The 21,592-nt window shown below is 60.9% G+C and carries 18 protein-coding genes and 1 tRNA gene; 15 read left to right on the forward strand and 4 right to left on the reverse strand.

What is annotated here, in order from left to right:
- Positions 1-13: 13 nt before the first annotated feature.
- Together PR017_RS06395 and PR017_RS06400 are read right to left on the reverse strand one after the other, a co-directional pair.
- Positions 14-268, reverse strand: coding sequence for a GlsB/YeaQ/YmgE family stress response membrane protein (locus PR017_RS06395; protein WP_111215590.1), 255 nt, complete (start codon positions 266-268; stop codon positions 14-16).
- A gap of 258 nt (positions 269-526) precedes the next feature.
- Positions 527-602, reverse strand: a tRNA-Lys gene (locus PR017_RS06400).
- A gap of 196 nt (positions 603-798) precedes the next feature.
- Here PR017_RS06400 and PR017_RS06405 point away from each other — a divergent pair.
- Both PR017_RS06405 and PR017_RS06410 read left to right on the forward strand, forming a co-directional pair.
- Entirely contained in the window at positions 799-1,551 is a 753-nt protein-coding gene (locus PR017_RS06405) for a cytochrome c biogenesis CcdA family protein (protein WP_111215591.1), read from the forward strand.
- A gap of 45 nt (positions 1,552-1,596) precedes the next feature.
- A complete protein-coding gene (locus tag PR017_RS06410) occupies positions 1,597-2,559 on the forward strand; it encodes an AEC family transporter (RefSeq protein WP_111215593.1) in 963 nt (320 codons plus the stop codon).
- Here the strand turns inward: PR017_RS06410 and PR017_RS06415 are convergent.
- Positions 2,527-3,738 carry a UbiH/UbiF family hydroxylase gene (locus tag PR017_RS06415; protein ID WP_111215595.1) on the reverse strand — a complete coding sequence of 404 codons (1,212 nt, stop codon included), beginning with the start codon at positions 3,736-3,738 and terminating at the stop codon, positions 2,527-2,529. The genes PR017_RS06410 and PR017_RS06415 overlap by 33 nt on opposite strands.
- Positions 3,739-3,940: 202 nt before the next feature.
- Between PR017_RS06415 and pcsA the strand changes: the two genes are divergently transcribed.
- From pcsA to PR017_RS06480, 13 genes are all read left to right on the forward strand, one after another.
- On the forward strand, positions 3,941-4,666 hold the full coding sequence (gene pcsA / locus PR017_RS06420) for a phosphatidylcholine synthase (RefSeq protein WP_111215597.1): 726 nt from the start codon (positions 3,941-3,943) through the stop codon (positions 4,664-4,666).
- Between the two features lie 188 nt (positions 4,667-4,854).
- Complete coding sequence (locus PR017_RS06425) at positions 4,855-6,429, forward strand: ABC transporter ATP-binding protein (protein WP_111215599.1); 1,575 nt, start codon at positions 4,855-4,857, stop codon at positions 6,427-6,429.
- Positions 6,419-7,513: an ABC transporter permease gene (locus PR017_RS06430; protein ID WP_111215601.1), complete on the forward strand. Its 1,095-nt coding sequence runs from the start codon at positions 6,419-6,421 to the stop codon at positions 7,511-7,513. The genes PR017_RS06425 and PR017_RS06430 overlap by 11 nt, the downstream gene beginning before the upstream one ends.
- The gene (locus PR017_RS06435; protein WP_111215602.1) at positions 7,510-8,430 is read left to right on the forward strand and encodes an ABC transporter permease; all 921 of its coding nucleotides are present in this window, start codon (positions 7,510-7,512) and stop codon (positions 8,428-8,430) included. Before PR017_RS06430 ends, PR017_RS06435 begins: the two co-directional genes overlap by 4 nt.
- A gap of 52 nt (positions 8,431-8,482) precedes the next feature.
- Positions 8,483-9,556 (forward strand): BMP family ABC transporter substrate-binding protein, encoded by a 1,074-nt coding sequence (locus tag PR017_RS06440; protein ID WP_111215604.1) that lies wholly within the window; start codon positions 8,483-8,485, stop codon positions 9,554-9,556.
- Positions 9,557-9,701: 145 nt separating this feature from the next.
- Positions 9,702-10,664 carry a galactofuranose ABC transporter, galactofuranose-binding protein YtfQ gene (ytfQ, locus tag PR017_RS06445; protein WP_111215606.1) on the forward strand — a complete coding sequence of 321 codons (963 nt, stop codon included), beginning with the start codon at positions 9,702-9,704 and terminating at the stop codon, positions 10,662-10,664.
- A 120-nt stretch (positions 10,665-10,784) separates the two neighbouring features.
- Complete coding sequence (ytfR, locus tag PR017_RS06450) at positions 10,785-12,308, forward strand: galactofuranose ABC transporter, ATP-binding protein YtfR (RefSeq protein ID WP_111215608.1); 1,524 nt, start codon at positions 10,785-10,787, stop codon at positions 12,306-12,308.
- Complete coding sequence (locus PR017_RS06455; RefSeq protein ID WP_111215610.1) at positions 12,305-13,348, forward strand: ABC transporter permease; 1,044 nt, start codon at positions 12,305-12,307, stop codon at positions 13,346-13,348. Before ytfR ends, PR017_RS06455 begins: the two co-directional genes overlap by 4 nt.
- Entirely contained in the window at positions 13,345-14,313 is a 969-nt protein-coding gene (gene yjfF / locus PR017_RS06460; protein ID WP_111215612.1) for a galactofuranose ABC transporter, permease protein YjfF, read from the forward strand. The genes PR017_RS06455 and yjfF overlap by 4 nt, the downstream gene beginning before the upstream one ends.
- 12 nt (positions 14,314-14,325) lie before the next feature.
- Positions 14,326-15,072 carry a FadR/GntR family transcriptional regulator gene (locus PR017_RS06465; RefSeq protein WP_111215614.1) on the forward strand — a complete coding sequence of 249 codons (747 nt, stop codon included), beginning with the start codon at positions 14,326-14,328 and terminating at the stop codon, positions 15,070-15,072.
- A gap of 98 nt (positions 15,073-15,170) precedes the next feature.
- Positions 15,171-16,532, forward strand: coding sequence for a bifunctional UDP-N-acetylglucosamine diphosphorylase/glucosamine-1-phosphate N-acetyltransferase GlmU (gene glmU / locus PR017_RS06470; RefSeq protein WP_111215616.1), 1,362 nt, complete (start codon positions 15,171-15,173; stop codon positions 16,530-16,532).
- Between the two features lie 108 nt (positions 16,533-16,640).
- Positions 16,641-18,467 (forward strand): glutamine--fructose-6-phosphate transaminase (isomerizing), encoded by a 1,827-nt coding sequence (gene glmS / locus PR017_RS06475; protein ID WP_111215618.1) that lies wholly within the window; start codon positions 16,641-16,643, stop codon positions 18,465-18,467.
- Between the two features lie 165 nt (positions 18,468-18,632).
- A complete protein-coding gene (locus PR017_RS06480) occupies positions 18,633-19,379 on the forward strand; it encodes a DUF502 domain-containing protein (protein ID WP_111215619.1) in 747 nt (248 codons plus the stop codon).
- On the opposite strand, the gene recG is transcribed toward PR017_RS06480, so the two are convergent.
- Positions 19,335-21,437, reverse strand: a complete 2,103-nt coding sequence (gene recG / locus PR017_RS06485; protein ID WP_111215773.1) for an ATP-dependent DNA helicase RecG — start codon at positions 21,435-21,437, stop codon at positions 19,335-19,337. The two genes, PR017_RS06480 and recG, sit on opposite strands and share 45 nt — an antisense overlap.
- Positions 21,438-21,592 lie beyond the last annotated feature (155 nt).

Genomic DNA, 21,592 nt, shown 5'->3' on the forward strand with positions numbered 1-21,592 from the left:
GAAGTGCGTCAGATTAGCGGCGAATAAGACGTCCAACAGCGATCAGAATGCATGCGCCGATGAAGCCGGCAATCAAGTATGCGATCCAGCCGGTGCCGAGGCTGATGTGAAGTGCGCCGAGGATAAAGTTCGCGACGATTGCGCCGACGATACCCAGAATGATGTTCATGATAATGCCGGTGTTGCTCTTCATGAACATTTCGGCCAGCCAGCCTGCGAGGCCACCGATAACAATCGCTGCGATCCAACCAATTTGTGCGTCTTGCATAATATTCTCTCCGGTTAAGTAAAATCCCACATAGAATGCACTTCACGCAGATTTGTTCCAGGAGCCGGGCGAATAAAATGCGTTTATTCAACTCTGTAGCCGAATATATTTGTTACATCGCCAACGCCGATGCAGCGACACCTCGCGTGACCGACTCGGAGATCGATTGCGGCGATCAAGCAGGATCGATAGATCGCTTCATCACTTGTTTCGGCGGCCAAGCGAAGTGCCACTTCTCGGAATGTAAATTTGCTGGGGTGGTGGGCGGGATGGGACTCGAACCCATGACCATTCGATTAAAAGTCGAATGCTCTACCAGCTGAGCTACCCGCCCCACCGTTGGCCTTGGGTCTCTGAAACGACCCTGCCGGAAGTGCGCGGAACATAGGCAGACGTCCCGATGCGGTCAACCCGGAAAATCGTGCTTTTTCGTCGCACAAACCGGTTTTCTTTTCCCGTCCTCAAAAGGTGATTGGCTTTGGGGTAATGCCAGCGATAGGTAAGCGATCTCGCTGGATCTGGAGTGTTTCGTGTCGATTGCCGATATTTCGCTGCTCAGTGCTCTGCTGGCTGGTGCGTTGTCCTTCCTGTCGCCTTGCGTCCTGCCGCTGGTGCCGCCGTACCTCTGCTACATGGCGGGCATCTCGGTCGAGCAGTTTCGTGGCGGCGGTGCGGTTGTCACGGATAAGTCGCAGGTGCGCGGCGGCGTGTTGCTGTCGGCGCTGTTTTTCACGCTGGGTTTTTCCACCGTCTTCGTGGCCCTCGGCGCCGGGGCCTCGACTGTCGGCCTGATGCTGCGTCAGCATCTTGATCTGCTGGCCCAGGTCGGTGGCTTCATCATTATCGTCATGGGCCTGAATTTCCTGGGCATCCTGCGGTTCGGCCTGCTGTCGCGGGAGGCGCGGTTCCAGGGGGGCGGCAAGCCTGCGACCTGGACCGGCGCCTATGTCATGGGTCTGGCCTTCGCCTTCGGCTGGACGCCATGTATCGGCCCGGTGCTCGGCGCCATCCTCGGAGTTGCCGCCTCGCGCGAAACAGTCGGTGCCGGAGCAGGGCTACTTGCCGTCTATTCGCTAGGCCTTGCCGTGCCATTCTGGATTGCCGCAGGATTTTCCGGCGCCTTTATGGGCTTTCTGGCACGCTTCCGTCGTCATCTCGGCCTGGTCGAAAAGGTGATGGGAGCTTTCCTGGTGCTGACCGGGCTGGCCTTCATGTTCGGTTTTGTCAGTCAAGCCGCAATCTGGTTCCAGCAGACCTTTCCCATCCTCATGCAAATCGGGTAGCAAGGCGAACTAATATTCTCCCGCTTTTCGAATCGGAAATGCCTGATGGCTGACATTGTCGGTCTGCTTTTACCGTTTTTCGGCCTGATCCTGATCGGCGCGATTGCGGCGCGCATCACGAAGCAGCCGGCCGAGGCGCTTGGCTGGCTCAACACCTTCATCGTTTATGCCGCGCTCCCGGCGCTTTTCTTCAAACTGGTGTCGCAGACGCCGATCGAACAATTGACGCGCCTGGGATTCATCGGCACCGATCTGGCTGCGACCTACTCAATCTTTGTTATGCTTCTTTTAGTCGGGCGTTTCGTGCGACGGAACTCGCTGCCGGAAAGTACGATGCAGGCCTTCGCCGGTGCCTATGGCAATATCGGCTATATGGGGCCTGCCTTGGCGCTGCTGGCCCTTGGCGAGAAGGCTGCCGTCCCGGTGGCACTGATCGTCTGCCTGGAAAATGCGCTGCATTTCATCGTCGCGCCGGCGCTGATGGCAATCGAGGGGAAGGACGATAGAACGAAGCGGCGTCTTGCTTTCGACGTCGCACGAAAGGTCCTGCTGCACCCCTTTATCCTGTCCACGGCGCTAGGGTTTGTCGCTGCCGCGACGGCTATGGATCAGCCATTGGCGTTCCGCCGCTTCGTCGACTATCTCGCGCAGGCTGCAGCGCCTTGCGCCCTGTTTGCGATGGGTGTCACCCTGGCGTTGCGGCCACTGCGACGTATTCCGGCAGAGATCGGCTACATCGTGCCGGCCAAGCTCATTCTTCACCCGCTTGTCGTATACCTGGCACTGGAGGCGGTCGGCGGCATCGAGCCGATCTGGATCTATTCCGCGGTGCTGCTCGCCGCGTTGCCGACGGCCACCAACGTCTTCGTCATGAGCCAGCAATATGGTGTCTGGCAGGAGCGAGCATCGGCGACCATCCTTATCAGCACGGCAGCCTCTATCGTATCGGTCTCGGCAATACTCTACGTGATCCGCTCAGGAAGCCTGCCGGCGCAGCTTTTCCATTAGGAACGAGGGGATAAAGCGCAACCCTTTGCCGGGCTCGATCCCTTCGCGCATAACGATGTTGCGCAGTGGAGTCAGCGAGGCGAGCACGTGCAATCCGGCTGCGCGAAGCACTTGCACCGGAAGAAAATCCGACAGCAGCGACCGGTTCAGCAAATCGACGCTTGCCGTCCGGCTAAGGATGTCGGCACGCCGCTTGCGGTCGAAGCGGTCACCCGAAAGCGCAGAGATAGCCTGCTGCGGATTGTCGCAAAGAATGTCGGCGAGCGCCATGATATCGCGCAGGCTGAGGTTGAGGCCCTGCGCGCCGATGGGCGGAAACACATGGGCGGCTTCGCCGATAAGCGCTGCGCGGCCCTTGCCGAAATGCGCAGCGGTCATCCCTGAAAGTGGCCATACCTGCACGCCGTCCGCGACCGTTACCTTGCCCAGCAGCGATTGCATCCGTTCCTCGACGAGGACGCTAAGATCTTCAGGCGTCCTGGCTGCATTGCGCGCAGCCTCGTCCGGCTTCTGGACCCAGACAAGGCTCGATCGGTTGCCGGGAAGGGGCACTTGCGTGAATGGCCCGCTCTCGGTGTGGAATTCGGTCGAGACGTTCCGATGGGGAAGGGAGTGCTCGAAATTCAGCACCATCGCGGACTGCGGGTAGGACCAGGCCTTTACCGAGATGTCGGCAGCTTCTCTCACCATCGAACTCCGGCCATCGGCGCCGACGACGAAATCGGATCGCACGGTCTCGCCGGTGTCGAGCGTCACGATGACACCCTCATCGCGGATGTCGATGCCAGCGGCTGTGGCCTCTATCGACGCAATGTTGCGTTCCTCACTGACAGCCTTGGCAAGCGCGGCCAGCAACACCGAGTTGGGCATATTGTACCCGAACGCTTCGAGGCCGATCTCGGCTGAATGAAAGGCGACGGTCGGTGCGCGCAGGAGACGAGTGGTGCCGTCGATGATCTGCATGGTCGTCAAGGCAGCGGTGGACGGTGCAATCTCCTGCCACACGCCGAGCCGCTCCAGAAAGCGAATCGACTGGTCCATCAAGGCCGTGGTGCGTCGGTCGGTTTTAGCCGGCGCCGGCGCGACGAAGGCAACCCGCCGCCCACCGCGGGCAAGCGCAATGGCGGCGATCATCCCGGCAGGGCCACCCCCGACAATCGTGATATCCATCTGCTCCATAGGTACCGTCCTCGTGTTCCAGCCTTCAGAGTTAGTCTGTCGCACCGGTGAAATCCATGGGATGAAATGGCGCAGGTAGCGAAAATCAGCGGGCACAACGGTTATTAATTGTGCTTTTGCGCTGGCAGCGTTGAACAAAGGATGCATATTGGGCAAAACACGCCTGCCGGGACAGGCTGATAGGGTGGCGATACGGGGACGCATGAAAATCTTTAAGTACAGGCGGGTGCCTTATGCGGAGATCCGTGCGTTCTCCGTCCATATCCTGACAGCCTCCGGCTCGTTTCTGGCGTTCCTCGGCGTCGTCGCGGCGGCGGAACATCGCTTCGTTGTGATGTTCTGGTGGCTCGGCCTGGCACTGCTGGTGGACGGTATCGACGGCCCGATCGCCAGAAAGGTGCGCGTCAAGGAAGTCCTGCCGAACTGGTCGGGCGATACGCTCGACAACATCATCGACTATGTGACCTATGTCCTGTTGCCGGCCTTTGCGCTCTACGAGAGCGGCATGATCGGCGAGCCGCTTTCTTTTGCCGCTGCCGGCATGATCGTAGTCTCCAGCGCGATCTACTACGCCGACACCGGCATGAAGACGGAGGAGTATTTCTTTTCCGGCTTCCCCGTAGTCTGGAACATGGTGGTGTTCACGCTGTTCGTCATCCAGCCGGGCGCGACGACCGCCATGGTCATCGTCAGTTTCTCCGTGGTGCTGACTTTCCTGCCGATCAATTTTCTTCATCCGGTGCGCGTCAAGCGGCTGCGACCGCTCAATCTGTTCGTGTTCCTGCTGTGGTCGGCGCTCGGTATATATTCGCTTCTGAGGGACTTCGTGATGCCCCAGTGGGCGCTCGTGCTGTTCATCCTGAGCGGCATCTATCTCTATTGCATCGGTGCTGTGTTGCAGTTCTTTCCGTCACTCGGTCGCCGCTGACGGGAAGTTCATCCACAGGATGAGCTACAAGCCATTATTTGCTGTTGTGCAAAGCAACAAAGTCGGTATCAATATCAACCGGACGTCGCCGGGGCTGATGCTTGCGGTTGCATGAAAACAGAGTGGAACGAGACTGCTGAGGCCTAGAAGATCCTGAGAGGACGGGGCTGCAGAGAAATGAGGAATCCGTGTCGTCATCCGATGCGTCGCCGAACGGCGCGTTACTGTCGGTCCGAAAGCTGACGAAACTGTTTGGCAGTTTTGCTGCCTGCAACGAAATCGATCTCGACATCCAGCCCGGCGAAATCCATGCGCTGCTTGGGGAAAACGGCGCTGGCAAGTCGACGCTCGTCAAAATGCTGTTCGGAGTGCTGGAGCCCAGCGATGGCGACATTGTCTGGCAGGGTAAGCCTGTGTCGATCCCTTCGCCGGGCGACGCCCGCAGGCTCGGCATCGGCATGGTATTCCAGCATTTTTCCTTGTTCGAGGCACTGACTGTGGCCGAGAACATCGCGCTGTCGCTGGACGACAATATCCCGATTGCCAAGATCGCCGAGGAAGCCGCCGCCCTGTCGGAGGCGTATGGCTTGCCGCTCGATCCCTATGCCCATGTTGCCGATCTCTCCGTGGGCGAACGCCAGAGGATCGAGATCGTCCGGGCGCTGCTGCAGAACCCGAAACTGATCATTCTCGATGAACCGACCTCGGTGCTGACGCCGCAGGAGGCCGATCGGTTGTTCGAAACGCTGTTCAAGCTGCGCGCGGAAGGTCGCTCGGTGCTTTACATCAGCCATCGCCTCGAAGAAGTGCAGCGTATCTGCGACCGTGCCACGGTGCTCCGCCATGGGCGCGTCACGGGCGCCTGCGACCCGAGGCAGGAGACGACGGGCTCGCTGGCGCGCATGATGGTCGGCAGCGACGTTGCCAGCATCAAGCACGGCGATCGCGGCGAAAAAGGCGAGATCCAGCTCGAGATCGCAGGCCTTTCCGTGGCCGCGCGCACGCCGTTTGCCATTTCGCTGAGCCAGGTGTCGCTCCGCGTCCGCGCCGGTGAAATCCTTGCAATCGCCGGGGTCGCCGGCAACGGCCAGGGCGAACTTTTCGACGTCATCTCCGGCGAGTTCCCGGTGGTCTCCGACGACCTGATTTTCGTCCGCGGCGAGCCGGTGGGGACAAGGGGCATCACCGCCCGCCGCCTGCTCGGCGCCGGTTTCGTGCCCGAGGAGCGCCACGGCCACGCTGCCGTCACGACCCTAAGCCTTTCCGACAATCTGGTGCTGGCCCGCAGCCAGTCCGACCGCAAGGCGTTTCTCGGCGGAGGCGCGTTGCAGATCATTCGCCGCGCTGCGGTGACGCTGGCGACAAAGCGGATTTCCGAGGCTATGGACGTGCGCAAGAGCGGTGAAGACCCGATGGCCGGCTCGCTCTCCGGCGGCAACCTGCAGAAATTCATCGTCGGCCGTGAGCTCGACCGCCAGCCGGACGTGCTGGTTGTCAACCAGCCCACCTGGGGTGTCGACGCCGGCGCTGCGAGCCGTATCCGCCAGGCCTTGGTCGATCTCGCCAAGGCCGGATCGGCGGTACTGGTGATCAGCCAGGACCTCGATGAAATCTTCGAGGTCGCCACGGAGATCGCCGTCATTTCGGACGGGCGTCTGTCCCCATCCTATCCGGCCGGCGAGATGACACGTGAAAAAATAGGCTTGTTGATGGGCGGCACCCACGGCGTGTCGACAGAGGCGGAGCCTGCCCATGCGCATTGAACTCGAGAAGCGCGGCGAAGTCTCGAGGCTGTTCGGCCTGTTGTCGCCGCTTCTGGCCCTGCTGCTCACCTTGGTTGCCGGCGGCATCATGTTCCTGCTCCTCGGCAAGGACCCGCTCGGTTCGCTCTATGCGTTGGTGGTGGAACCGCTGTTCGATCCTTGGTCGCTCAACGAGCTTGCCAAGAAGGCCGCACCGCTGATCCTGATCGCCGTTGGCCTGTCTGTCTGCTACCGCTCGAACAACTGGAACATTGGCGCGGAAGGCCAGTACAGCGTCGGTGCCATCGTTGGCTCGATGATCCCGGTTTATTTCTACGACTGGCAGTCACCGCTAGTCCTGCCGATGATGTTGGTCATGGGCGCGCTCGGCGGCGCCCTGTTCGCGACGATCCCGGCACTGCTGAAGACGCATTTCAACACCAACGAAATTCTCACGAGCCTGATGCTCACCTACATCGCCCAGCTGTTTCTCGACTGGCTGACGCGCGGTCCCTGGCGCAATCCCGATGGCCACGGCTTTTACGGAACGCGCGACTTTACACCCGATCAGGTGCTGCCGCCGATCTGGGACGATATCGTCACGGCTCATTGGGGACTGATATTCGCCATCGTTGCGGCGGTGCTGATCTGGTTCATGATGCGCTTTACCCTGAAGGGCTTCGAGGTGGTGGTACTCGGCCAATCCGAACGGGCAGGGCGGTTTGCCGGCTTCTCGCCGCGCAAGATGGTGTGGTTTAGCTTCATCCTCTCGGGCGCTCTGGCGGGCCTTGCGGGGATCTCCGAAGTTTCCGGCTCCATCGGCCACCTGCAGCCTGACATCTCGCCCAGCTACGGCTTCACGGCCATCATCGTCGCCTTTCTCGGCAGGCTCAATCCGCTCGGCATCATTGCATCAGGCTTCGTCCTGGCGCTCACCTACATCGGCGGCGAGGCGGCACAGTTGTCGATCGGGGTGTCGGACAAGGTGACGCGCGTCTTCCAGGGCTTCCTGCTGTTCTTCGTGCTCTCCTGCGATACGCTGATCTACTACAAGGTGCGCATCGTCTGGTCGCGCGTCCGGGGCCGGACAGGAGCCGCATCATGACCTTTTTCGAAGCCGTCCTGCTGACCATCATCACCGCATCGACGCCGCTCGTCATTGCCGCCATCGGCGAACTGGTGGCGGAGCGCGCCGGTGTCCTCAATCTTGGCGTCGAGGGCATGGTGGTCATCGGCTCCGTCAGCGCCTTCGCCGCAGCACAACTGAGCGGCTCCGCCTATATCGGACTGCTGGCAGGGATTGCCGGCGGCGCATTGTTCTCTCTGCTGTTCAGCTTCCTGACCCTGACGCTGGTGGCAAACCAGGTGGCGACGGGGCTGGCGCTGACGATCATGGGCCTCGGTGCCTCCGGGATGATCGGCGAGTCCTATGTCAGCGTTCCCGGTATCCGGCTGCTTCCGATAGAGATCCCGCTGCTGTCGCAGATACCCTACATCGGCACCGTGCTGTTCAAGCAGGACATCGTCTTCTACCTGTCCATCGCGCTCGTCATCGCCGTCAACTGGTTCCTGTTCCGCAGCCGGGCGGGGCTCAAACTGCGCGCGATCGGTGACAGCCACGGATCGGCCCATGCCCTCGGCATTCCTGTCATCAGGACGCGCTATCTGGCCGTGATGTTCGGCGGCGCCTGCGCCGGTCTGGCCGGCGCGCAGCTGTCGCTGATCTACACGCCGCAATGGACGGAGAACATGTCCGGCGGCCGTGGCTGGATTGCCTTGGCGCTGGTGGTGTTCTCGTCCTGGCGTCCGTGGCGCATATTGGCGGGCGGATATCTGTTCGGGGCGGTGACGATCCTGCAACTCCATGCCCAGGCATTCGGCATCGGTATTCCAGCCCAGTTTCTGTCGATGCTTCCCTATGCGGCGACAGTGATCGTGCTTATCATCATTTCTCAAAATCGGCGTATGACTCTCATCAATACGCCGGCATCGCTCGGCAAATCCTTCGTGCCGGACCGGTGATAAAATGCCAGAAGACGGGCTCTCGCCAACTTTACAAACAACAGGGGTTCTTATGAAAAAAATTGCAATTGCACTGGCAGCGACCGCCGCCGTGATCATCGGTTTCGGCTCGGCGGCCGAAGCGGCAGGCAAGACCAAGGTCTGCTTCGTCTATGTCGGTTCCCACACCGACGGCGGCTGGTCGCAGGCCCACGACATGGGCCGCCTTGCGGTCGAAAAGGAATTCGGCAGCAAGGTCGAGACCGCCTACCTCGAAAACGTTGCCGAAGGCCCGGACTCCGAGCGCGCCATCGAGCGCATGGCCCGTTCGAATTGCTCGATCGTCTTCACGACGTCGTTCGGCTTCATGGACTCCACGGTCGCGGTTGCCAAGAAGTTCCCGAAGGTCAAGTTTGAACACGCGACCGGATTCAAGGCTGCCGACAACCTCGCGACCTACAATTCGCGCTTCTACGAAGGCCGCTACATCAACGGTCAGATCGCCGGCAAGATGTCGAAGAAGGGTATCGCCGGATACATCGCAACCTTCCCGGTTCCGGAAGTCGTCATGGGCATCAACGCCTTCGAGCAGGGCGCCAAGTCGGTCAACCCGAATTTCAAGATGAAGGTCATCTGGATCAACACCTGGTTCGACCCGGGCAAGGAAGCCGATGCGGCGAAGGCGCTGATCGACCAGGGCGTTGACGTGCTGACCCAGCACACCGATACCACGGCACCGATGCAGGTCGCCGAACAGCGCGGCGTCTATGCTTTCGGTCAGTCCTCGGACATGATCAAGGCCGGCCCCAAGGTACAGCTGACGGCGATCGAAGACACCTGGGGTCCGTACTACATCAAGCGCGTCAAGGCGCTGATGGACGGCACCTGGAAGTCCGAGCAGTCCTTCGACGGACTGAAGGCCGGCAACCTCACCATGGCGCCCTTTACGAACATGCCTGACGACGTAAAGAAGATGGCCGAAGACACCGAAGCCAAGATCAAGTCCGGCGAACTTGCACCGTTCACCGGCCCGATCAACAAGCAGGACGGTACGCCTTGGCTCAAGGCTGGCGAGAAGGCCGACGACGGCACCCTGCTGGGCATGAACTTTTACGTCGAAGGCGTCGATGATAAACTGCCGAAGTGAACAGTATATTCCAATGAGCTAACAGAAAGGGCGCCGATTTGGCGCCCTTTTTGCTGCAGTGCGTCACACTATCCGCATTTACAAAAGTATTACTATATGATTTTTTGACGTTGGCCGCGTGGAGGCGGCCCAATGGGAGGAAATCATGAGATTGAATACCGCACTCGCGAGTGCAACGATTCTTGCTGCCTGCATGTTTAATTCGGCCTACGCCAAGCCATTGGTTGTCGGCTTCTCGCAGATCGGCTCCGAATCGGGCTGGCGCGCCGCCGAGACGACGCTGACGAAGAACGAAGCCAAGAAGCGCGGCATCGATCTGAAGTTCGCCGATGCACAGCAGAAGCAGGAAAACCAGATCAAGGCCATCCGTTCCTTCATCGCCCAGGGCGTCGATGCCATCCTGATCGCACCGATCGTTGCAACAGGCTGGGACGCTGTCCTGAAGGAAGCCAAGGAAGCCAAGATCCCGGTCATCCTGCTCGACCGTGACATTGACGCACCCAAGGACCTGTACCTGACTGCCGTTACCTCCGACCAGGTTTACGAAGGCAAGGTTGCCGGCGACTGGCTGGTAAAGACGGTCGGCACGAAGAAGTGTGATATCGTCGAGCTTCAGGGCACCACAGGTTCATCGCCTGCCATCGCCCGCAAGAAGGGCTTCGAGCAAGCCATTGCCGGCCATGACAACCTCAAGATCGTTCGCAGCCAGACTGGCGACTTTACCCGTTCCAAGGGCAAGGAAGTCATGGAAAGCTTCCTGAAGGCCGAAAATGGCGGCAAGGACATCTGCGCCGTCTACGCACACAACGACGACATGGCTGTCGGCGCTATCCAGGCAATCAAGGAAGCCGGCCTGAAGCCAGGCAAGGACATCCTCACAGTGTCGATCGACTCGGTGCCGGATCTGTTCAAGGCAATGGCAGCCGGCGAAGCCAATGCCACGGTCGAGCTGACGCCGAACATGGCGGGACCAGCCTTCGACGCTCTCGAAGCCTACCTGAAGGACAAGAAAGAGCCAAAGAAGTGGATCCAGACAGACTCCAAGCTCTACACGCAGGCTGACGACCCGCAGAAGGTCTACGAAGCCAAAAAGGGCCTCGGCTACTGATTTGAACCATAGAACCGCACCGGCCCATCATGGGCCGGTGCGGAACAGCCTTGGCATCGTATCGGACATCATGTCCGCCGCCGTGGCCTGAACGCTCAATATCAGGAAACATATCCTTCCATGGCTCACGATTTCGAGAACATTCTCGCGGCCACCGATTTCTGCAAATATTTCCCCGGCTCAACCGCCCTCGATCACGTCAATTTCACATTGCGACGCGGCGAAGTGCATGCGCTGCTCGGCGAAAACGGCGCAGGCAAATCCACGTTGATCAAATGCATGACCGGCGCTTACCGTCCCGATGCCGGCACCCTCGTTCTCGATGGCGCTGAAATCCAGCCGCACGACACGCTGTCGGCGCAAAAGCTCGGGATCGGAACCGTGTATCAGGAAGTCAACCTGCTGCCCAACCTGAGCGTCGCCGAAAACCTGTTTCTGGGGCGTCAACCGCGCAAGTTCGGCATGGTCAGCACCCGCAAGATGAACGAGCAGGCCCGCACGCTGCTGGCGCAATACGGCATTGATCTCGATGTCGGCCGGCAGCTCGACCGCTTCTCGGTCGCCATCCAGCAGGTCATCGCCATTGCCCGCGCCGTCGATCTTTCCGGCAAGGTGTTGATCCTCGACGAGCCGACCGCCAGTCTCGACACCCAGGAAGTCGCGATGCTTTTCGGCATCATCAAGAACCTGAGGACTCGTGGCCTAGGCATTATATTCATTACGCATTTTCTCGAACAGGTCTTCGAGATCAGCGACCGCATCACTGTTCTTCGCAACGGCAAGCTGGTCGGTACACGTGACCGCGAGGGACTGGAGCGCCAGGCGCTGATCGAGATGATGCTTGGCCGTGAGCTGGCCGCAGCCGAGGCTGCCGTCCGGATGGATCAGGACGCTGCCGGGCCGGTCAAGTTCCAGTTCAGGAATTTTGGCAAGCGCGGCAAGATCATGCCGTTCGATCTCGATGTTCGCGCCGGCGAAGTGGTCGGCGTTGCCGGCCTGCTCGGCTCTGGCCGGACGGAGACGGCGGAGGTCATGTTCGGCGTCGAACGGGCCGATAGCGGCGAGGCAACTTCAGACGGCAAGCCCTTGGCGCTGTCCACGCCACGCGCTGCCATCAAGAGCGGCTTCGGCTTTTGCCCGGAAGACCGCAAGACCGATGGCATCATCGGCGACCTGTCGATCCGCGAAAATATCGTCGTGGCGCTGCAGGCACGTCGCGGCTGGGCGCGGCCTCTGGCGCGCAGCGAACAGAACGCCATCGCCGACCGCTACATCAAGGCCCTCGATATCCGCACGACCGACCGCGAAAAGCCCATCCGGCTTCTGTCTGGCGGCAACCAGCAGAAGGCCATCCTTGCCCGTTGGCTGGCGACCAACCCGAGCTTCCTCATACTCGACGAGCCGACGCGCGGCATCGATGTAGGCGCGCATGCCGAGATCATCCATCTCATCGAGGATCTCTGCGCCCAAGGTATGTCGCTAATCGTCATCTCGTCCGAGCTCGACGAACTCGTCGCCTACAGCTCGCGCGTCGTCGTCTTGCGCGACCGCGAACACATCGCCGAACTGACCGGCGCCGAAATCTCGGCCAACCGCATCGTCGAGGCAATTGCCGGCACATCCAGCAAAAAGGTGGATGCATGACTTCCGCATTCAAGCCGCTGCTGATCAGGCTGGCTCCGCAGCTGATCGCACTCGCTCTCATTCTTCTATTGAATTTCATCATGTTCCCGCAGTTCTTTAATCTGGAAATTCAGAATGAGAGGCTTTACGGAAGCCTGATCGACGTCCTCAATCGCGGCGCACCGGTGGCGCTGTTGGCAATTGGCATGACGCTGGTGATTGCGACAAAAGGCATCGATCTGTCGGTCGGTGCTGTCATCGCCATCTGCGGCGCGGTCGCGGCATCCTCGATCGTCTCTGGCAATTCCGTCGGCTACACGCTGGTGCTGGCGCTCGGTACAGGCGTGCTTTGCGGCATCTGGAATGGCTTCCTCGTGGCCGTCCTCGACATACAGCCGATCATTGCCACCCTGGTGCTGATGGTGGCGGGCCGTGGTATCGCTCAGCTGGTGACCGAAGGCGTCATCATGACCTTCAACAATGACGGTCTGATCTTCTTCGGCAGCGGCTCGGTCGCAGCCCTGCCGATGCCGGTCGTCATCTGGATCGTCGCCGGCATCGCCATCACGCTGCTGGTGCGTCGGACAGCTCTCGGCATGCTGGTCGAGGCCATCGGCATCAACAGGCGGGCAAGCACGCTGTCGGGCATCCAGACACCGGTGCTGCTGATGGCTGTCTATGCGCTGAGCGGCCTTTGCGCCTCGGTCGCAGGCGTCGTCGTCGCTGCGGACATCAAGGGTGCCGATGCGAACAACGCCGGCCTCTGGCTGGAGCTCGATGCGATTCTTGCTGTGGTCGTCGGTGGAAACTCGCTTCTGGGTGGCCGGTTCAGCATCGTCGGCTCGCTGCTGGGCGCCATGATCATCCAGTCCGTCAATACCGGCATTCTGCTGTCGGGGTTTCCGCCGGAGTTCAATCTGGTGATCAAGGCGGTCATCGTGATCGTCATCCTCGTCATCCAGTCGCCATCTCTGAAATCCGTCGGTATTTTCTTCACCCGCCGCCCGGAGCGGCAGGTCGATATGCCCAAGCCCGATAGCCAGAGGGAGCCGGCCAAGTGAACTCAAAATACCTGCCCTTGCTGGCCACCATCATCATCTTCATCCTGGCCTACGCGCTCTGCGCGGTCCAGTATCCGACCATCCTGTCGACCCGTGTCGTCGGCAACCTCTTCACTGACAATGCTTTCCTCGGTATCGCTGCCGTCGGCATGACCTTCGTCATCCTTTCCGGCGGTATCGATCTGTCGATCGGCTCGGTGATCGCCTTTACCGGCGTGTTTCTGGCAGTCGTGCTGCGCGATACGTCGATCCATCCGCTGGTCGCATTTACGATCGTGCTCGTCATCACCAGCACCTTCGGCGCCGCGATGGGGGCGACCATCCACTATCTGCAAATGCCGCCCTTCATCGTCACGCTTGCCGGCATGTTTCTGGCCCGCGGCATCGCCTTCGTGGTTTCGATCGACAGCATTCCGATCAACAACGACTTCTACACGCAGCTCAGCGATTTCTACCTGCTTCTGCCCGGCGGCGGCAGGTTGACGTGCATCGGATTCATTATGCTCGTCGTCTTTGCCGTCGGCATGCTGCTCGCCCACCGCACGCGTTTCGGCGCAAACGTCTATGCGCTGGGCGGCGGAGTGCAGACGGCAGCGCTGATGGGCGTTCCGGTGGCACGCACGACCATTCTGATCTACGCGCTCTCGGGTTTCCTGGCAGGTCTTTCGGGAATCGTCTTCTCGCTCTACACCTCAGCCGGCTATTCGCTGGCAACGGTCGGGGTGGAGCTGGATGCCATTGCCGCCGTGGTGATCGGCGGCACGTTGCTCACCGGCGGTGCCGGCTTTGTCGGAGGCACGCTGATCGGCATCCTCATCCAGGGCCTCATCCAGACCTACATCACCTTCGACGGCACCCTGTCGAGCTGGTGGACCAAGATCCTCATTGGCTTTCTGCTTTTTGCCTTCATCCTGCTGCAAAAGGGCCTGCTCCTGCTGTCACGCTACAACCGGCGTTTTGCTTGAGAGGATAACACGTTGCGCAGCCGTTTGATCGAGAGACAACAGCCGAACGGCAAATCGCGGAATAGCCATTCCCAGGTGGTCGACGATCTCGGCAAGGCCATTGTCGGTGGCTCGTTTGCAGTCGGCGAAATCCTGCCCGGCGATGGCGATCTGCTGCAGCGCTTCAAGGTGTCGCGCACCGTACTGCGGGAAAGCATGAAGACTCTCGCGGCCAAGGGGCTGGTCGTGCCGCGCGCGCGCGTCGGCACCAAGGTCACCGAGAAGATCCACTGGAACATGTTCGACAGCGAGGTGCTGACCTGGCATTTCGACAGCGGCGTCAATCGTGAATTCCTGTTGCATCTCTACGATATACGGCTTGCTTTTGAACCTTTTGCTGCAGGTCTTGTTGCCGAGCGCGCCGTCGAGTCGGAGATCGAGGATCTGCGGCTGCTGGCAACCGAGATGGCAGCCACGAACCACACGAGAGACAGTCTCGCCGTCGCCGACCTCAAGTTCCACATGGCCATCGCCGATATCTCCCACAACCCCTTCATGCGGACGCTCGGAAGCCTGATCGAGGCTGCGCTGGTCGGAATGTTCCGTATGAGCACGCCGCCTTCGAGCGAGGGCTTCAGCAACATTTCAGTCACCCACATGCAGATCGTCGATGCTATCAGCGCCCGCGATGTAAAGGCGGCCCGCGCGGCCATGGAGTATGTCATTCTCGATGGTCGCGGCCATGTGCTGGAGGCTTTCGAGGCGTTGCGCAAACCCTGATCGGCGATCGCTTTTTGCTCTTGGTGCCGCTCCGGTCTAGCTGCTATGAGACGCCCAAGCGGTGTTGACCGCACCAGATCCAGTCGCCGGAGCTCGCCATGGAACGCACCTGCCTTGCCGTCATTCTTGCTGCCGGCGACAGCACACGCATGAAGTCGTCGATGTCCAAGGTGCTGCATCCCATCGCCGGCCGCCCGATGATCGCCCATGTGATGGAGGCCATCGCCAGGACCGATATTGGAGCGACAGCGCTGGTCGTCGGGCGCGATGCCGAGGCTGTCACCCGGGCAGCCCGGCGCGACGGCATGGAGATCCAGGCTTTCCTCCAGAAGGAGCGACGCGGAACCGGCCACGCTGTGCTGGCCGCGAAGGAGGCGATTGCATCCGGCTACGACGATATCCTGATTGCCTATGGCGACGTCCCGCTGATCACCGATGGACCGCTCCGGGCAGCGCGGGCAGGGCTTGCTGCCGGCAACGATGTTGTCGTGATTGGCTTTCACACCGACAAGCCGAGCGGTTACGGCAGGCTTCTGGTCAGGGACGACGAGTTGATCGCGATCCGCGAGGAGAAGGACGCGTCCGATGAAGAGCGCGCCGTGACCTGGTGCAACAGCGGCCTGATGGCGATCAACGGTGCCAAGGCGCTGGACCTGCTGTCGCGCATCACCAATGAAAATGCCAAGGGCGAATATTATCTGACCGACCTTGTCGAGATCGCCCGTTCCGAGGGCGGCCGCGTCGTTGCCGTCGATGCACCCGAATCGGAAGTCATTGGTTGCAACAATCGCGCCGAACTGGCCGTCATCGAGCACCTCTGGCAACAGCGACGCCGCTACGAGGTCATGCTGTCGGGCGTGACGATGATCGCCCCGGAAACCGTGTATCTCGCCTACGACACGATCATCGGCCCGGATGCGCTGATCGAGCCGAATGTCGTCTTCGGCCCCGGTACTGTCGTCGAGGGTGGGGCGGTGATCCACGCTTTTTCCCATGTTGAAGGTGCCCGTATCAGCGAGGGCGCGAGTGTCGGACCGTTTGCGCGCCTGCGTCCCGGCGCCGATCTGGCGGCAGGCGTAAAGGTCGGCAATTTCGTCGAGATCAAGAACGCGAAGATCGGCGAGGGCGCCAAGGTCAGCCATCTCACCTATCTCGGCGATGCCACCGTTGGGGCTGACAGCAACATCGGCGCAGGCACCGTGACCTGCAATTACGATGGCATCAACAAGCACCACACGACTATCGGCGCCGGCAGCTTCATCGGCTCGAACTCGTCCCTCGTCGCCCCGGTCACCATCGGCGATGGCGCCTATGTGGCATCCGGCAGCGTGATCACTGCCGATGTGCCGGCCGACGCCCTGGCGCTCGGACGCGCGCGGCAGGAGATCAAGCCGGAGCGAGCGCGGCTGATCCGCGAACGGTCGCGCGCGCTGAAGGCGGCAAGGTCGGCAAAATCCTGAAAATCGGCTGCGTAACGGTCGGAAATTCAATGTGACCGCCGGTCCGATTGAGTAACCCCGAAGAACCGCTAGAAGTCGTTGCATCGAAGAGTTGAGACGGAGAAGTTCATGTGCGGCATTGTCGGTATCGTAGGAGCCAAGCCTGTGGCCGTCCGTTTGGTCGATGCGCTGAAGCGTCTCGAATATCGCGGCTACGATTCGGCCGGCGTCGCCACCATCCATGACGGCATTCTCGAGCGCCGCCGCGCCGAAGGAAAGCTGTTCAATCTCGAAAGCCTGCTCGACCGCGAGCCGCTGGAAGGACCGATCGGCATTGCCCATACGCGGTGGGCGACCCACGGCGTTCCGAACGAAACCAATGCCCATCCGCATTTCGTCGACGGCGTCGCTGTCGTCCACAACGGCATCATCGAGAACTTTTCCGAGTTGCGCGAAGAGCTGAAAGGCGAGGGCGCCGTCTTCGTAACCCAGACCGACACGGAGGTGGTTGCCCATCTGTTGGCGAAGGCTATCCGGGAAGGCCTGGCACCGCAGGAAGCAATGCTCCGCATGCTCAACCGCGTCACCGGCGCATACGCGCTGGTGGTGATGTTCAAGGATCACCCCGATGTGCTGATGGCTGCCCGCTCCGGCCCGCCGCTTGCCATCGGCTATGGCCGCGGCGAGATGTTCCTAGGCTCGGACGCCATCGCGCTGTCGCCGTTCACCAACGATATCGCCTATCTCGTCGATGGCGACTTCGCCATCGTGACGCGCGAGACTGCCGAGATATTCGATTTTGCCGGCAAGCCGGTCCAGCGTGCCCGGCAGATTTCGCAAGCGACCGCCTTCGTCGTCGACAAGGGCAATCACCGACATTTCATGGAAAAGGAAATCTATGAACAACCGGAAGTCATCTCCCATGCGCTGGGCCAGTATGTCGACTTTGCCAGCAACCGCATCAATGCCAATGCGTCGGCGATCGATTTCAGCAATGTGACCGGCCTTGCGGTATCTGCCTGCGGCACTGCATTTCTTGCAGGCCTGATCGGGAAATACTGGTTCGAGCGCTATGCGCGCCTTCCAGTCGAAATCGATGTCGCATCCGAGTTCCGTTACCGCGAGATGCCACTTTTGCCGAGCCAGGCAGCCCTCTTCATTTCGCAGTCCGGCGAGACGGCAGATACGCTGGCTTCGCTCCGCTACTGCAAGGAAAACGGCCTGAAGATCGGCGCTATCGTCAACGTCTGCGAATCGACAATTGCCCGTGAATCCGATGCCGTCTTCCCGATCATGGCGGGCCCCGAGATCGGCGTCGCTTCGACCAAGGCCTTCACCTGCCAGCTCGCCGTCCTGGCGGCGCTGGCAATTGGAGCCGGTCGCGCGCGCGGGACTGTCAGCGCCGAGGAGGAGGTAACCCTGGTCCGCCATCTGGCAGAGATGCCGCGCATTATGAGCCGGGTGTTGAACCTGATCCAGCCGCAGATGGAAAGCCTTGCCCGCGAAATCGCCAAGTTCAAGGACGTGCTCTATCTCGGCCGCGGCACAAGCTACCCGCTGGCTATGGAAGGCGCGCTGAAACTGAAGGAAATTTCATACATTCACGCCGAAGGCTATGCGGCAGGCGAGCTTAAGCACGGTCCGATTGCCTTGATCGACGAAAACATGCCGGTCATCGTCATCGCGCCCTACGATCGCTTCTTCGAAAAGACCATTTCGAACATGCAGGAGGTTGCCGCACGCGGCGGGCGCATTATCTTCATCACCGACGAGGCAGGCGCTGCGGCATCGAACCTGCCGACCATGGCGACTATCGTCCTGCCGGTCGTCGATGAAATCATTGCACCGATGATCTTTTCCATGCCAATCCAGTTGCTTGCCTATCACACCGCCGTCTTCATGGGCACCGACGTCGATCAGCCGCGCAATCTGGCCAAATCGGTCACGGTTGAGTGATCCGAAGCACTATGCTGTCGATTGCGGTGTCCTGATACATTAACGGCTTGGTGGCAAGCGATGCCGCGGGTTGTGCGCCGCAGCAACTTCTGGCAATTTCAACTCTGTCGGCGATGGGGATTTTGCTGACGAGGCGGCAGGCTGAACGGAGTTCAGAAAAGACAGATGGCGGAAAATCCCGAAAAGACGACGACGCGACTGTCTGTCGCGGCACGCATCCGCAACAATTTTCTGACGGGGCTCATCATCTGCGCGCCGATCGCCATTACGTTGTGGCTGACTTGGTCCGTCGTCCACTGGGCTGACAGCTGGGTTGAACCCTACATTCCCGCCCGCTACGACCCCGAAAGCTACCTGAACTTTGCTGTCCCCGGAACCGGGCTCGTCATGGCGATGATCTTCATCACCATCATCGGCTTTCTCGGCAAGAACCTGATCGGCCAGAGCATCGTTCAGTTCGGCGAGTCCCTGGTGCGCCGGGTGCCGCTGGTCCGCACCATCTACAAGAGCCTGAAGCAGATCTTCGAGACGGTGCTGAAGGAGAAGAGCAATTCCTTCAAGCAGGTCGGGCTGATCGAATATCCGAGCCCGGGCCTCTGGTCGCTTGTCTTCGTCGCCACAGATGCCAAGGGCGAGATTGCATCCAAGTTCAACGCAATGGGCATGGACATGGTCAGCGTCTTCCTGCCACCGACGCCAGTTCCGACCGCAGGCTTCCTGGTGTTCGTGCCGCGCGAAAAAATCGTCATTCTCGACATGAGCCCGGAGGACGGAGCGAGGCTGCTCATTTCGGGTGGACTGGTGACGCCGGATCACGTCGATGCTTTGCCCACATCGGAACTCCACACGGCGTACAAGGCAAAGCGCCTAGCCCGCGCGGAGAAAGCGGATCGCCTCATCACGCCGGAATAGATAGAGCAGCGTCCTGACGGCCTGGCCGCGATCGCTGACGAGATCTGCGTCCCTCTCGATGAGATAGGCGGCGTCTTTCCGGGCAATTTCCAGAAGATCGGCATGGGCTTCGATGCTGGCGATGCGAAAGCCCGGGGTGCCCGACTGACGGGTGCCCAGAAGCTCGCCCTCGCCGCGCAATTTCAGGTCTTCCTCGGCGATGCGAAAACCGTCCTCGGTGTCGCGCATGATCGATAGCCGCGCATGGCCGGTTTCGCTGAGCGGTCCCTTGTAGAGAAGGATGCAGCTCGACGCCTCATCGCCGCGTCCGACACGACCGCGCAACTGGTGCAACTGCGCCAGGCCGAAGCGCTCTGCGTGCTCGATGACCATGATCGTCGCATCCGGTACGTCGACGCCGACTTCCACCACAGTGGTGGCCACCAGCAGCCTGGTATCGCCGTTCTTGAAAGCCTGCATCGCGGCATCCTTTTCCGGCCCGCTCATCCGCCCGTGGATGAGCCCGACCTTGGGCCCGAAGAAATGGGCAAGCGTCTCGAAGCGTTCCTCGACCGACATCAGGTCGGATTGCTCGGACTCTTCCACCAGCGGGCAGATCCAGTAGGCCTTCTTGCCATCGGCAAGGGCGCTGCGCAGCCGCTGGACGATATCGCCGACGCGTTCCGTGGGAACGGTCACGGTATGGATCGGCTTGCGGCCGGCCGGCTTTTCCGTCAGCTTCGAGACATCCATATCGCCGAAGGCGGCCAGTACCAGCGTTCTGGGGATCGGCGTCGCCGTCATCACCAGCATATGCGGTGAGACCCCCTTGGCCGTCAGGCGCAGCCGCTGGTGGACGCCGAACCGGTGCTGCTCATCGACGACAGCCAGCATCAGGTTTGCATAGGAGACGCTGTCCTGGAACAGCGCATGGGTGCCGATGACGATCTTGGCCTGACCGGACGCAATGCGCTCGAGAATGCCGTCGCGCTCCTTGCCCTTCGTGCGGCCTGTGAGGACTTCGATAGAAAGTCCTGCAACGGCAGCGAATTTTGAGATCGTGCTATAGTGCTGGCGGGCGAGGATTTCCGTTGGCGCCATCAGCACCGCCTGTCCGCCGTTCTCGATCACAGCGGCAATCGCCATCAATGCCACCAGCGTCTTGCCGGCACCTACATCCCCCTGCAGCAGGCGCAGCATGCGGTCGCTGCCCGCCATGTCCTTCAGGACGTCGGCGATTGCAGCCGTCTGGCTGCCGGTCAGCGAGAAAGGCAGCGCGCCAAGAATCCGGCTGCTGATCTTACCGGTCGCATGAACGGGCTGGCCCGGCACGCGTCGCAGCCTCTGGCGAACGAGCGCCAGAGACAACTGGCCGGCCAGGAACTCGTCATAGGCGAGGCGGCGGCGGGCAGGTGCCTGCGGGTCGATGTCTTTCGCATCGCGCGGATCGTGCAGCATCCGGAAGCTCGTCGCGAAATCGGAAAAGCCCTGCTTCGTCACCAGCGCTGCGTCGTCCCATTCCGGCATATCCGGCATGCGCAGCAGTGCCGCCTCGATCGCCTTGCGGACGGTGCGCAACGTCAGGCCGGCGGTCAGCGGGTAGACGGGCTCCACCAGCGGCAGCGTCTCGCCTTCGCTTTCGCGCACGATGTAATCCGGATGCACCATCGACGGACGGCCGTTGAACCAGTCGACCTTGCCGCTGACGGTGACGGTCTCGCCGAGCGGCAGCTGCTTTTCCAGCCACTGTGCCTTGCCCCGGAAGAAGACGAGGCCGAGTTCGCCGGTCTCGTCGTGCAGGAACACGCGGTACGGCTGGCTGGTGCGCGGCGGCGGAGCCTGATGGCGGTCGACCCGGCCGGTGATGGTGACGATGGTCCCCTGTGGCGCCCGTGCGATTCCCGGCTGCTCGCGCCGGTCGACGATCGACGAGGGGGCATGGAACAGCAGGTCGACGACCCTGGTGTCCTCAAGATTTTCGCGGCCAAGCAGCTTCACCAGCAGGTCGGCCACTTTTGGCCCGACGCCCGGCAGCGAGGAAATGGAAGCAAACAGCGGATCGAGAATGGCAGGGCGCATGATGGCGGCAAAATGCGACGGCGGACACCGCTTTGGCAAGGCCGGATGATGCGATCCGCCGACAGTTCTCGACATGCCCCCGGAAAAATCCCCGGCAGCGTCTTTTTTCCGAAAAACCGGTTCCCACATTTCGAAGCGATGCTTTATAGAGACGC

Source organism: Rhizobium tumorigenes (genome assembly GCF_003240565.2).
In the GTDB taxonomy this organism is placed as follows: Bacteria; Pseudomonadota; Alphaproteobacteria; order Rhizobiales; family Rhizobiaceae; genus Rhizobium; species Rhizobium tumorigenes.